This window comes from Dyadobacter sp. NIV53, assembly GCF_019711195.1.
Taxonomy (GTDB): Bacteria; Bacteroidota; Bacteroidia; order Cytophagales; family Spirosomataceae; genus Dyadobacter.
The window spans coordinates 7,555,478-7,568,989 of sequence record NZ_CP081299.1; the positions used below are offsets into that span (position 1 = coordinate 7,555,478).

At 39.6% G+C, this 13,512-nt stretch carries 8 protein-coding genes and 2 pseudogenes; 3 read left to right on the forward strand and 7 right to left on the reverse strand.

Annotation, left to right across the window (positions count from 1 at the left end):
- Positions 1–7: 7 nt before the first annotated feature.
- The 3 genes from gyrA to KZC02_RS31170 all read left to right on the forward strand — a co-directional run bounded on the left by gyrA (position 8) and on the right by KZC02_RS31170 (position 4,190).
- Positions 8–2,650, forward strand: a complete 2,643-nt coding sequence (gene gyrA, locus KZC02_RS31165) for a DNA gyrase subunit A (RefSeq protein WP_221392226.1) — start codon at positions 8–10, stop codon at positions 2,648–2,650.
- Positions 2,651–2,724: 74 nt separating this feature from the next.
- A complete protein-coding gene (locus KZC02_RS32355; protein WP_229253908.1) occupies positions 2,725–2,919 on the forward strand; it encodes a hypothetical protein in 195 nt (64 codons plus the stop codon).
- Positions 2,889–4,190, forward strand: coding sequence for a tetratricopeptide repeat protein (locus KZC02_RS31170; protein ID WP_229253909.1), 1,302 nt, complete (start codon positions 2,889–2,891; stop codon positions 4,188–4,190). The genes KZC02_RS32355 and KZC02_RS31170 overlap by 31 nt, the downstream gene beginning before the upstream one ends.
- A gap of 456 nt (positions 4,191–4,646) precedes the next feature.
- On the opposite strand, the gene KZC02_RS31175 is transcribed toward KZC02_RS31170, so the two are convergent.
- The 7 genes and pseudogenes from KZC02_RS31175 to KZC02_RS31200 form a co-directional block, all read right to left on the reverse strand.
- Positions 4,647–6,038, reverse strand: coding sequence for a T9SS type A sorting domain-containing protein (locus KZC02_RS31175; protein WP_221392227.1), 1,392 nt, complete (start codon positions 6,036–6,038; stop codon positions 4,647–4,649).
- A 39-nt stretch (positions 6,039–6,077) separates the two neighbouring features.
- Positions 6,078–6,901: pseudogene (locus KZC02_RS31180) on the reverse strand (hydroxypyruvate isomerase family protein).
- Between the two features lie 87 nt (positions 6,902–6,988).
- On the reverse strand, positions 6,989–7,885 hold the full coding sequence (locus tag KZC02_RS31185; protein WP_221392228.1) for a hydroxypyruvate isomerase family protein: 897 nt from the start codon (positions 7,883–7,885) through the stop codon (positions 6,989–6,991).
- 40 nt (positions 7,886–7,925) lie between these two features.
- On the reverse strand, positions 7,926–8,255 hold the full coding sequence (locus KZC02_RS33195) for a ThuA domain-containing protein (RefSeq protein ID WP_310590387.1): 330 nt from the start codon (positions 8,253–8,255) through the stop codon (positions 7,926–7,928).
- An 86-nt stretch (positions 8,256–8,341) separates the two neighbouring features.
- Positions 8,342–8,833 carry a ThuA domain-containing protein gene (locus KZC02_RS33200; protein WP_310590388.1) on the reverse strand — a complete coding sequence of 164 codons (492 nt, stop codon included), beginning with the start codon at positions 8,831–8,833 and terminating at the stop codon, positions 8,342–8,344.
- 133 nt (positions 8,834–8,966) lie between these two features.
- The gene (locus KZC02_RS31195; RefSeq protein WP_221392229.1) at positions 8,967–11,666 is read right to left on the reverse strand and encodes a c-type cytochrome; all 2,700 of its coding nucleotides are present in this window, start codon (positions 11,664–11,666) and stop codon (positions 8,967–8,969) included.
- Between the two features lie 318 nt (positions 11,667–11,984).
- Positions 11,985–13,494, reverse strand: a pseudogene (locus tag KZC02_RS31200) (RagB/SusD family nutrient uptake outer membrane protein).
- Between the last annotated feature and the right edge of the window lie 18 nt (positions 13,495–13,512).

Consider the following 13,512-nt stretch of genomic DNA (forward strand, 5'->3'; position numbering starts at 1 on the left):
AGTATTTATGGCAGAATCTTCAAGTGAAAACATTATTCCCATTAATATTGAGGATGAAATGCGGGGTGCGTATATCGATTATTCGATGTCCGTTATTATTTCCCGTGCTTTGCCCGATGTAAGAGATGGTTTAAAACCTGTGCACCGTCGTGTGTTATACGGTATGTCAGATTTGGGTGTAAATTATAATCGGACCCATAAGAAGTCAGCACGTATAGTAGGAGAGGTGTTAGGTAAATATCACCCTCATGGTGATTCTTCGGTTTACAATACAATGGTTCGTATGGCCCAGCCATGGTCTTTACGTTATCCCTTGGTGGACGGGCAAGGTAACTTTGGTTCGGTGGATGGTGATAATCCTGCGGCCATGCGTTACACAGAAGCGAGGTTAAAACGTCTTGCTGATGAATTATTAAACGATTTGGGTAAAGATACTGTCGATTTTCAGCCCAATTTTGATGATTCCTTAACAGAGCCTTCTGTATTGCCGGCTAAGTTTCCGAATTTATTGGTAAATGGTTCTTCCGGTATTGCGGTTGGTATGGCAACAAACATGGCGCCCCACAATCTTACGGAAGTGGTCAACGGCGTACTGGCATACGTTGATAACAATGATATTACCATTCCGGAATTGATGGAGCATGTAAAAGCGCCTGATTTTCCAACCGGTGGGACTATTTATGGTTATCAGGGTGTACGCTCCGCTATGGAAACGGGCAGGGGAAGTATAATAATCCGTTCCAAGGCCAATTTTGAAGTTTCGAAAACTGGCAGGGAACAGATCATTATTACTGAGATCCCTTACATGACCAACAAAGCCGCGATGATCGAACGCATCGCCGGGCTTATTAATGATAAAAAACTGGATGGTATCTCGGATATCCGTGATGAATCTGACAGGGATGGAATGCGCATTGTTTTCGATTTAAAGAAAGATGCTATTCCTAATATAGTACTGAATCACCTTTACAAATATACGCCGCTTCAGTCGTCTTTTGGGGTGAATAACGTAGCCCTTGTAAAAGGTCGTCCGGTAATGCTGAATCTGAAAGATCTGATCAAGCATTACGTTGAGCACCGGATTGTGGTTATCACACGCCGTACAGAATACGAATTACGTGAAGCTGAAAAACGTGCCCACATATTAGAAGGTTTGCTGATTGCACTCGATAATCTGGATGCTGTTATTACATTGATTCGTAACGCACGTGATCCTGAAAAAGCAAAAACTGGCCTGATTGAGCAGTTTGCATTAAGTGAAATCCAGGCGAAAGCTATTTTGGAATTACGTTTACAACGTCTTACCGGCCTTGAACGTGAAAAGATAGTAAAAGAATACGAAGAGATCATGGCGATCATTACGGATTTAAAGGACATTCTGGCTAATGAATTCCGTAAGTTTGAAATTATCAAAACGGAGCTGAATGACATTAAGGATCGTTATGGTGATGAACGCCGGACCAAAATTGAATTTGCAGCCGAAGAATTCAGTGATGAGGACATGATCCCGGATGACGAAATGTTAATTACCATTTCTCATGAAGGTTATATCAAAAGAACTCCTCTTGCCGAATACCGTACGCAAACGAGGGGTGGGGTAGGGTCCCGTGGTGTAAAAACCAAAGACACTGATTTTACCGAACATTTGTTCTCCGCAACAATGCTCAATTACTTACTCATTTTTACGGAGTACGGTAAATTGTTCTGGATGAAGGTATATGAAGTACCCGAAGGAAGTAAGACATCAAAAGGCCGGCCGATCCAAAATCTGATAAGCCTAGAAAATGGTGATTCGATTCGTTCGGTAATAAACGTTCGTACTTTGACCAATGAGGATTATATCAACAATAATTACCTCATTATGTGTACAGAACAAGGTACAATTAAAAAGACCTTGCTTGAAGCATATTCACGTCCACGTACAAATGGTATCATTGCAATTTCTATTCATGAAGGTGACCGCCTGCTGAATGTTGCTCTGACCAATGGTGATAATGATATCGTAATTGCTTCGAGTGCCGGTCGCGCCGTAAGGTTCAATGAAAAAGGAGTGAGGCCAATGGGAAGAACTGCCGCTGGTGTGAGAGGTATTAATCTGACTGATCCTGAAAACAAGGTAATCGGTATGGTTTGTATCAATCGCGAGGATGCGCAGCTATTGGTTGTTTCTGAAAATGGTTTTGGAAAAAGATCACTGATCGACAGCTATCGTGTTACTAAACGTGGTGGTAAAGGAGTATCGACTATGAATGCCACTGATAAAGTGGGTAAACTGGTTGCGATCCGTGAAGTGACCGAACAGGATGACCTGATGATCATTACCAGAAATGGTATTGCAATCCGGATGAGTATTCTTGATATTCGTCAGGCTGGTAGAAATACCCAGGGTGTAAAATTGATCCGCTTGAACAATTCTGATGAAATTACGTCAGTGACAAGAATTCTGAAAGATCCGGATGAGAAAGAAGCTGAGGAACTGGACGAAGATGGCAATGTAATTGTTGTAAAATCTGCGGATATTTTAGCGCTCTCTGATGAAGATTTAGTGGATACAGAAGAAACTGATATTGAGCTTAGTGAGGATGATGAAGATACAGACGAAGCTGAGGAAGATGCAGAAGAAGATGCTTCTGATGATGATGAGGCATGATTTTTGTAAAATTTGATTATAATTAATTTATATTTAGCTTTTTCTAACTATCAATCACAATAAAGTTAAGATTTATGAAAAAATTGTTTTTTGTTTCTGCACTTAGCCTTTTCAGCTGGTCTGCTTTTTCGCAGGATGCAGGTGTAAATAAGGCGGTAGTGGATCAATTCCGTAAGGATAAAGAAAAAGCGATAAAGACGTTGCAGATCCGAAGAATAGTGCAAAAGCAACTTTTTGGATGGAAAGAGCAAAAACGTACGAAAACATAGCTTTGCAAGCTTCAGAAGTTGATTCAAGTGCTGCAAAAACTTCACTTGAAGCATACAAAAAAGTTGTGGAACTTGATTTGAACAAAAAAGGAGAGCCTGGTAAATCATCAAAAGATGCTCAGAATGCATTGAGCGGGGCAGAAGGTACATCTCTTTTTAATGCTTTTGTGAAACAGGGCGCTGAAAAATACCAGGCTAAAAATCTTGCCGGTGCCTTAGAAATGTTCAAACTTGCACAAGAGGTAAATAAGAAAGATACGACAGCTGCTTTGTATGGTGGTATTGCTGCACAGCAAATTGACAAAAAAGATGAAGCTAAAACACAATTTGAATCTTACATCGCTAATGGTGGAAAAGATCCAAGTGTATTTTATGGTTTGGCTCAGTTATACCGTGCGGATAACAACTATGATAAAGCAATCGAAGCTTTAAATAAAGGTTTGGAAAAATCTCCAAATAACAAAGATTTGAAATCGGAAGTTGTTAACATTCTATTGGCATCTGGCAGAGAAGATCAGGCAATCAATGAATTAACAGCATTGACTAAGGCTGATCCTTCAAACGTTCAGAATTTGGTAAATCTTGGAATTCTTTATGATAATACGAATTCCAAAACAGTTGCTAAAATAAAAGAGATTCAAGGCAAATTGGGTTCAGGAACTTCTAAAACTGCAACGCTTACAAAAAGCCTGGATTCCGAGAAAGAAAAAGTTCAGGTGTATGATGGCGAGGTAAAACGTATTTCAGCACTTCTTAAAAAACAACCAAGCAGTGCGGATTTGAAACGTCAGCTTGCAGATGTTAATTCTAAGAAAAAAGAATCATTGACTGCAATTACCGGATTGGAAGCGGATTTGAAAACTGCTGCAGCCGCAGCCGAAGGAAATGCATCATCTGGAAAAGCACTTGCTGATACTTTGGCGATGTTGAAAGAAAAGCAAAAAATGGCGTCGAAAGAAGCAATGGCTAATTACGAAAAAGTACTTACGCTTGATGCTGCCAATTATGACGCACTTTATAACTTAGGTGTATTTTATTACAACGAAGCTGTTCAGATTAAAAGCGAAGTTGATAATATGAGTATGACTGAATATCAGCAACGTGGTAAAGAAGTTGAAGGCCGTGTATGCGGACGATTCAAAAAAGCAAAACCATACTTCGAAAAAGCGATTCAGGTTAAAGACGAAGCCGAGGCTAAGGAAAACCTAACTACTGTTAACAGTATACTTGAACAGTTCGCTGGAAAAGGAGTTGCTTGTACAGAAGAGTAAACTTATAAAGGAATAATAAAAAAGACAATCAAGATGATTGTCTTTTTTATTTGCACAAAATTCTATTTAACATAATATAAATTATACAACAAATAGATATGAAAAATATAAGTTGGCAATACAAAAACAAACTGTTTAGATTGACTCAAACAAGGTGAGATACCGGAGTGACAGCATCTATGCAATTCTAAGTAGGTGTCATTGGGTTGAAAGGCCAAACAAAGAACTAGCGATCAGTTGGTTAGGGCTTAAATATTCAGGTATAAATTTTATAAGTCAAATTGAATTTTTAATAAATTTTTCAAATTTTTGTAAAAATTCATCTCTATAGTATTGTCAAGTAATTGTAAATGAGTTTGTTATAAGATTTGATTAATTACACCTTATAACAAACTCATGATTTTAATAAATTATTTTTTTTATTTTTTCCTATCCTTTTTTCTTGGTCTTCCACTCTCATCTGCTAATCAGCATCTTTCCTGTGCGATTTTGTAAACCGGTTTGAAGCTGATAAATATATATTCCATTCGTCAGTCCCTGAACATCAACTTGTTGCCTGTGCTCCCCTGCTATTTGGTATTCATTGGCTAAAACTTTTAAGCTCTGCCCCTGCTTGTCAAACACGGTTAATTTAACAAAACCAGATTCTGGTAATTGGTATTGAATTGTGGTTTGAGATTGAGCCGGATTTGGAAAGTTGCTTAAGTTAGTATTGTATTCTGGTTCTAATTCTTCAATATCTCCGCTCATTTGGCGAGCAAGCAAATTATCCGAACTAGGAACAGCTGCAACAATATAATTTGTAAGTGCGCCGGCAGCCGGAGCAGCCAGGTTACCTCCTACTGTTATATTACCAGCAGGATATTCTTTAGCATACACATTCAAATAAGATGTTCCTGAATCTGTTGTATAAACTTTGTCATTCAGCTTTTGCCATCCTTGCAACCATGCTGGTAGAGTTGTCGCCCTAGGATCGTAAAGTACATAAATATATGATTTTTCTGACAGCTTAAAACTAAGGTATGAAGCCCGGATGTCGTTCTTGGTATTATTACCAGTTTGGATAAACGATGCTTTTTTCAGAAAGGAAGGTAATGAAGTTATTGTAAAATTACGATCCACATAAACAGGAACTCCGGTCCCCAGATTGGCAACAGAATAAACAGCACCGCCGGCAGTTACCGGATTGGTAATTAGTTTTGGTAGAACACGCACTTCAAACCAATCCACAGAAAATGCTTCTGCGCTGGTTTCAGTATCCACTTTCCAGCCAAAGTGGCCCAGCGTTGTGTAGGTATTATCGGTCGCTTCCAAAACCGGTTGTGTACTATATCCACTTCCACTGTTAATAAAAACCCGGATCAGGCCATTGGGGAAATGTTCTATTTTGAAGGTGTGGGATTTGGATGGATCCAAAATCAACGCCTTTTGTTTCAGTACCACCGGATAATAATCATTTCCTTCCGAGCGTCCGAGTGTTAGTCCCTGATTGTATTCAGGATTATATTTTAAAACATATCCATAATCCTGATCAGGATTTGGTTTCCCGAACAAAATACTATATTGCCGGTGATAAGAATTTTTTAATGGTAAGGCAATAGTTTCTATTAGGTAATTTCTCTGGGTGTATTTTTTGCTGGTAATCAGTATGGCTCCGGTGCCGTCATAAAAACTGTATGCCTGATTGTTTAAAATAGACCATTCCGGATAACCACGTGTTAACCAGCCTGATCCTAATTCGCTCCGGTTGAAATCATCCCGAAAAATGACCTGGGCTTTTGTGTCAAAAGCTAAGGTAACTGATATAGCAAGTAAGGTAATCTGAACATAAGTATTAAATTTTTTCATAACGTTGAGAAATTCATTTAGATAGTTAGATGTGGGTAATTATGCGATATCACAAATTTCGACACCCTGTTTCAACGATGCGATTTGATCTGTACGTTTCGGAATAAACTCCTGAGCTACAAACCCTTTAAATCCAGTTTCCACAATAGCTTTCATGATAGCCGGATAATACAATTCCTGGGTTTCATCAATTTCGTTTCTTCCAGGTACGCCACCAGTATGGTAATGCCCAATATATTTGTGGTATTTTCTGATTGTTGCAATTACATCACCTTCCATAATTTGCATGTGGTAAATGTCATAAAGCAATTTGAATTTTTCAGAACCGACCATTTCACAAAGCCCAGCACCCCATGCCGTATGATCGCACATATAATCCCTGTGATTCACTTTGCTGTTCAGAAGTTCCATTATCAACGTCACATTGTATTTTTCTGCTGATGGTATCAATCTTCTCAAACCTATTGCACAATTTCGCATTCCATCTACATCTGACATCCCGTTGCGGTTTCCGGAAAAACAAATTACCGTTGTGTAACCGGCAGCCTGTATTTTTGGAAATATTTCCTCGTAGCTTTTTACCAGTTCATCGTGGTTTGCCAGATCATTAAAGCCTTTTTCGATTCCCATTCCTGCGCCATTCGGTAATGCACAGGTAAGCCCATATTTCTTCAAAGTTGGCCAGTCTTCTGGTCCAAGCAATTCAATTGATTGTAATCCAATTTTTTTGCTTCCTGGGCAAAAGTGTCCAATGGTATTTTTCCATAACACCATTTGCAAACAGAATGATTGATTTGCCCTTTGAGTTTTGGGCCTAGCGCCTGATCGGATGCTGCGAAAATATTGGTCAGTGATAATGGCATCGCAGTGATACCCGCACCTGCCGCTATATTTTTAAGTACAGAACGTCGGTTGAATTTTGTTTTCATTTATATTTAAGTTGTTTATAATCAGGCAATATCACAAATAGTTACACCTTGTTTGAGAGAAGCAATGTCATCTTTACGGCTGGGTACGAATTCCTGTGCAACAAATCCTGTATAGCCTGTTTCAACAATAGCTTTCATGATAGCAGGATAGTATAATTCCTGGGTTTCGTCAATTTCATTTCTTCCGGGTACACCACCGGTATGATAATGCGAAATGTATTGATGATATTTTCGGATCGTTGCTATAACGTCGCCTTCCATAATCTGCATGTGGTAAATGTCATAGAGCAGCTTGAATTTTTCAGAACCAACCATTTCACATAATGCGGCACCCCAGGAGGTATGGTCACACATGTAATCTTTATGATTTATTTTGCTGTTCAGCAATTCCATCACCATTGTTACTTTGTGCTTTTCTGCAATAGGCATGAGTTTTCGTAATGCAACCGCGCAATTTCTCATTCCATCCAAATCGCTCATTCCCCTTCTGTTTCCTGAAAAACAAATGATCTGATTATAGCCCGCAGCCTGTACTTTCGGGATTATATCTTCAAAACCTTTAATCAGTTCGTCGTGATTAGCCGGATCACAGAACCCTTTGTCCAGACTCCTGGTAAGTCCTTCTCCCCAAGGCAGTGCACAGGTCAATCCGTTTTTTTTCAAAATTGGCCATTCTTCCGGTCCGCATAATTCAATAGAAGTAATTCCCATTTTTTTTGCTTCAAGCGCAAGTGTTTCAAGCGGAATTTTACTGTAACACCACCTGCAAACGGAATGATTGATTTTGCCGTTCAGTTTTGAACCCAAGGTTTTTTCCGATGCAGCAAAAACATTTGTCAGAGTTAGTGGTAAACTCATTACGCCGGCTCCGGCTGCCATATTTTTCAATACAGTTCGCCTGTTGGAGTTGCTTTTCATTGGATTGTAATTAATGTGATTGTAATAAAATCTAAAATTTCTACTGTCTGGCACTTCCCTTTGCGGCAGTTGGAAAATCTGTTGGAATGCTTTGTGTTACCTTTCCGATTGCTGCCCATTCGGTGCCTCTCTGCAGCGTAGTTATAAATCCAATACACTTTTGAGAGTAATTTTCGTGTCCCAAAGTGGTATGAAAAATTCTTCCTTTTCCATATTTTAATGTCATCAGCATAGGTTCATTACGACCAGACCCTCTTTGTTCAAGGGGGCTGTACGCTGTTGCCAGTACGTTTAAATTTTCTCCCGGCCCTCTGAGCCGGTCATATAATTCGTCTTTCTGATGCAGCCATTCTGCTGGCAAACCCTTCATAATGGGATGATTGGTATCTCTGGTTTTTACAATAAATTCGTGCTGGTTGCCATGGCTTCCTCCAATTCCTTTTGTAGTATCCTTTACTATTTCTTTTTTTCTTCACTAAAATAAACATAAGGGCCCGATTTCTCGTTTCGCCCCTCCCATCCACCAATTCCTATCATTTGATTATATGCTTTCCAGGATGGAAACGAATTATCAGCGGCATGGACAACTACAACTCCACCCCCATTTTTTACAAACTTTTCAAATGCGAGGTTGGTTGTTTCGGGCCAGGAATCACCATTGTAATTGGATAATACGACGTCATATTTAGAAAAATCAGGCTTAAATTCATCCAAGCTCTGCCCCTTTTTAGGAGTTGTCATCACATCCACCGTAAACATGCCGGTTTCTTCCAGATACCCCTTCATCATTCCTGTGCCTTCTACCATATTTCTATGATTGTTCTGGCCATCTATAATAAGCACTTTGTAAACTTTTTTTGCAGGAAAAGTTTTAGCACTTATTTTATTAACTGTTAATAATAAGGCAATTAACCCAAGTATAATGTAAGTATATGTTTTCAATTTCATGCTAAAAGATGGGGTCAATGAAAAAAAAATAGTGATGCCACCTGGATGTTTTTACCTTTTTGATGAGGCTAAACGTTCGTTGGTGACACCACTATATTAAGCTTAATTCTTTGTAATCTACTCTTATAATTATCTATTTACCAGATTTAGGAGCTGCTTTATTTTCAGAATAAATAGGATTGTTTTTGTTGCCTCCCGACATCAGGTAAGCTACAAGATCCCTGAGTTCATCCGGATTTAGTCCATTGATCAATCCTGGCAACATAACAGAAACCGTTGAGATTTTGGTAGATGCAATTTCCTTTTTACTGATTTTACGAATTGTTTTAGAGTCGAACGGATTCTGGGCAATATAGTAAGCATTTGCGTCCTCATTGATCTGCCTTCCAACAATGGATTCTCCGTTTTTCAATGTGTATGCAATAGATGCGTATTGGTCAGAAATGGTTTTATCCGGAACAATGATCGATTCGAGCATATCTTTTGTTGAAAAACGTGTTCCAAGTTGTGTCAGATCCGGACCAACGTCAGCACCTTCACCCTGAATTTCATGGCAACGGCTACACAAAACCGCAGAAAAGATCATTTTTCCTTTTTCAAAATCACGATTGGTTAAACTGTCCTGAACAAGCGCAACTGCTTCTTCTACTTTCCAGCCACGGCCTGGTCCTTTTGGAGAATACATTCTTGCCAGATCATTTCCATTTCCAGTCAGCAATTCAGCTCCTGACAATTTATTGTAATAGGCCAGTTTTTCTTTCGGCACATTCAATAAAGCCAGATTACGTGCTTTATCAATAAAACCAATGTAACTCCTTCCTCCCTGATAACTGAACGCCTTGTAATACCATTTGAAATATTTTTCTCTGGTCGCTGGTGTCCATCCGGTTTTTTCACTGCTTAATACAATCGCGTAGAACATTTGCTGTGCCGGAGGCATTTTTTCCAATAGCCCAGCCAGATCCAAACCATACTGTGGATTACGAAGAATAAGATCCGCTGACGCCGTAATCATTTCATTGTCTTTGTCATCAAATTTTTCATTGCCTTCTAATAGTGCCAACGTGCGTTCTACTACTTTCGGTGCTTCCAGGTTTACCAGGATTTTACTGAAAAAGCGATTCTGCATCGGTGATGGAGAAGGATATTTCGGACTCAGGTAAGCAATTAATTTAGTTCTTGTAGCAGCATCCGGCTTACCAGTTCTGTACAATACCACTTCAATCGTGCGTAACAGATCCTGTTTCTGTATGTTACTTAGTTTGCTGAAATCAATACTTGTAAGTGCATTGAACAACGGAACACCAATTTTGGCTGAATCTCCCTGGTGTGCCAATGCAATAGCGCCATAGATCAGTGTCTGAGGGTCTTTTTCACTGTAAATTTTGCTTTCCCACTCACTAACTGGCTGATGTTCAATAGCAACACGAGCAGCATAACGTAGGAAGCGATCCGGGCTTTTTAAGTAAGGCCATGAAGTTTCAACAGCTTTTGGATCTTTTCCTTTGTGAAATACTTCTAAATCAGTACGTTGTTTGTGTTCCGGAGTAATAACGGCTTCGGCTGTGTTAGAACCAGCTGGTATATTTTTGTAATCTCCATAATAAACCCGGTACAGATCAGATTCCAGACGACGTCCACCAGTCAGGAAATACAATGCACCGTCCGGCCCGATCGCTCCATCAGTTAATGGAAGCGGCGCTCCGGATAAAAATTCTTCATGGTCTGCTGAGTAAGTAGAACCATTTGGTTTCAAATGTAATCCGTGAACGATACCAAAACTCCAGTCAAATGCAAGTAAAGTATTTTTGTATTTGGCAGGAAACCGTGCTTTATCCAGATAGATTAAATTTGTCGGGGAGCCCTGGCCAATATTCATAATCGGTGAAAGATTGTCGGCAAAAGTCGGTGACCAGTTTGCTGAACCTGTGCGCCATCCGTATTCTGCACCACTTGTAGCATGGCAAACGCGTGTCGGGCGGTACCATGGTGTACCAAAATCCCACTCCATATCAGAGTCATAAATAAACAGATCACCTGCTTCATTGAAAGCAATATCATAAGAATTACGATAACCAGCGGCTATGAGTTCCCAGTTCTTGCCTTCGGGATCAGTATGGGCAATCCAGCCGCCTGGTGCATTTCGGTCATTGGCATGTCCGCGCGGATCTTTTATCCATGGAAACAAATTATCGTTTTTCCATGTTGGTGGCAAAAGATATGAATCCATTTTTGGCAGATCCGTGAAGTTACCTGCAACAACGTAAAGGGATTTTTTATCAGGAGATAAAACAATACTATGAGGACCATGTTCACCTTCACCTACCAAAGGTTTCAGTAAAGTTATTTTATCAAACTGATCATTGTTATCCGTATCCTGTAACCGGTAGAGTCCGCTTCCTTTTGGGAACTTTGGATTTTCACGATTATTGATCATTACATAAAGGCTGTTGAAAGCATAAAGCAAACCGTGGGCAAATCCCATGGCAATTTTTGCTGTATCGCCTTCCACCTTCAAAGTTTCCACAGTTGGTTTATCAGTTGATCCGATTGCGGGTAGTACCAAACGGAATAATCCTCCATACTGATCAGAAGTGATCAAACGGCCTTTATCGTCAAAAGTCATGGATACCCATGAACCATTCTGTTCTTCGGAAGGACTATATAAATGTTCTGCTTTAAAACCTTCAGGTAATTTTATTTTGTCGACTTTGGATCCGGGCGGACGGTGTTTGGCTGTCCGGTTACTTAGCATAACTCCACAGAAAACACCCACAGCTACAATTGCTGCAAGCATCATAGGAAGTTTAGACCATTGTTTTTTTGTGTACATCTTACAGTTCAGAGTTTAGATATTATAAAATAAAAAAGGATATGGTGATTAATGTATCTGGTAATTATCTGATAAAAAGCCTTCTAGATTAACAAAGTTTAAGTTCGGATATTGTTACTGCAATCTTAAATAAAACAAACTAAAACTTTGAATAGTCTGGTTTGTGCAATATTAGAATGATTAGCTGAACCTGCCATCCTGTTGTGTCGGGTAAAGCAAAAATTTAAGGACATTCTAATAAAAGCAAAAAGTGCAGTAAGAGGGAACTTACTACACTTTTTGCTTTTAGCTTAATTTAGTAACACTAACTTTTCAAAATTAAAAACTTGGGGTTAGTGCTGCTTCTACTGCTGGTAAACCATAATATTGATCTAATACCGTAAATGCATTTGGTGGAGGAACATTTCCTTTCGGGAAATAATAAGCCGCAGGATTTGCCTTTACCCTGGCACCATAAGGAACAATAATTTCCTGTATTTTTCCAGTTCTGGTTATATCAAACCAGCGCTTGTTTTCAAATGCAAGTTCAACTCTTCTTTCTTTAAAAATAGCATCCCTTAAAGTGGCTTGTGCTGCTGCTGTTGTATTAGCCAGGCCAGCTCTTGTACGAACCATATTGAGATAAGTGGCTGCTTCTCCGGCTTTGCCTTGCTCATTCAATGCTTCGGCCATAAACAGCAACACTTCTGCATAACGATATACCGGCCAGTTTTGACCTGTGTTGCCTTGCAGCGCGTGCGGCCGGGCGTATTTTTTGATATACGGGAATGTTTTGTTTACTGTAAGACTCTGGCTTAAAGTAACATAACCTATAGAAATATCCTTACGTTTATCTCCCGTTTCATAAGCCGCAATCAGGTCAGGTGTAGGAATATTGTTACTTTCCTGCGAGGTTGGCTGCGTATTGGAAGTACCAGTTATAGGATTTAATTCAGCAGCAGTAATAGGCGAAGGTATAAACCTGTATATAAAACTACCATTATATCCGGCTGAGCCTTGCATATATTGTACCTCAAATATTGACTCTGCATTGTTTTTGTTGGATTCAGTAAACGAAAATGCGTTGTTATAATCAGGCATTAACATATAGCCGTCTTTGGTAATCACATCTTTCATCAGCGTTTCAACCTGTGCCCATTTTTTTTGAGTCAGATACAAGTTTGCCAGGAGTGTTTTTGCTGCTCCTGAAGTTACCCGGCCTGGTTCCTGTTTTGCTTTATTGAATAGTAAAGTACTGGCTTCAGTAGCATCTTTCTCGATCTGGGCATATATTTCGTCCGTTGTAGAAAGTGGTAATGCTGCTTCTTCACGAGTCTGAACTGGGATCAAATGCAGGGGAACCGTACCAAATAAGCGAACAAGATCAAAATACGCAAAAGCGCGTAAAAACAATGCCTGACCCTTTAAATTACCTTTGGACTCAGCTGCAAAATCAACTGCATCGATAGTTGTAAGGATTTGATTTGCCCTGGCAATGATCTGGTAATTAAGACGGTACTGCACCAATACGTTGTCATTGGCTGTTACTTTATTTGCCGTTGGAACAGCAAAGTCTGCCACGTTCTCTGTTGGATCCACAGCGCCGTAAAGCGTATTACGGGCATAATACGTATTGTCGGAATGCATTTCTTCCAATACCCAGGCACGTTCGTTGAACATTTGACGCAACGGAACATAAGTTGCATTTACAGCCTGCTGAAAATCGGACTCGGTAACAAAAAATGTTGCGGAGCTCAATTGGGTTTCGGGAACTACGGTCAAAAACTCGTCCCTTGCAGCCCGTCATTAAAGAACCCGCAAGGCATGCTATTATAATTTTCTTTTTCATTTTATATATCTTAAATAA

What these genes read in the sequence shown, in the direction of transcription:
- KZC02_RS31185 (WP_221392228.1), bottom strand. Translation starts at nt 7,885, where the DNA reads ATGAAAAGCAACTCCAACAGGCGAACTGTATTGAAAAATATGGCAGCC.
- KZC02_RS31170 (WP_229253909.1), top strand. Translation starts at nt 2,889, where the DNA reads ATGGAAAGAGCAAAAACGTACGAAAACATAGCTTTGCAAGCTTCAGAA.
- gyrA (WP_221392226.1), top strand. Translation starts at nt 8, where the DNA reads ATGGCAGAATCTTCAAGTGAAAACATTATTCCCATTAATATTGAGGAT.
- KZC02_RS33195 (WP_310590387.1), bottom strand. Translation starts at nt 8,255, where the DNA reads ATGAAGGGTTTGCCAGCAGAATGGCTGCATCAGAAAGACGAATTATAT.
- KZC02_RS31175 (WP_221392227.1), bottom strand. Translation starts at nt 6,038, where the DNA reads ATGAAAAAATTTAATACTTATGTTCAGATTACCTTACTTGCTATATCA.
- KZC02_RS33200 (WP_310590388.1), bottom strand. Translation starts at nt 8,833, where the DNA reads ATGAAATTGAAAACATATACTTACATTATACTTGGGTTAATTGCCTTA.
- KZC02_RS31195 (WP_221392229.1), bottom strand. Translation starts at nt 11,666, where the DNA reads ATGTACACAAAAAAACAATGGTCTAAACTTCCTATGATGCTTGCAGCA.
- KZC02_RS32355 (WP_229253908.1), top strand. Translation starts at nt 2,725, where the DNA reads ATGAAAAAATTGTTTTTTGTTTCTGCACTTAGCCTTTTCAGCTGGTCT.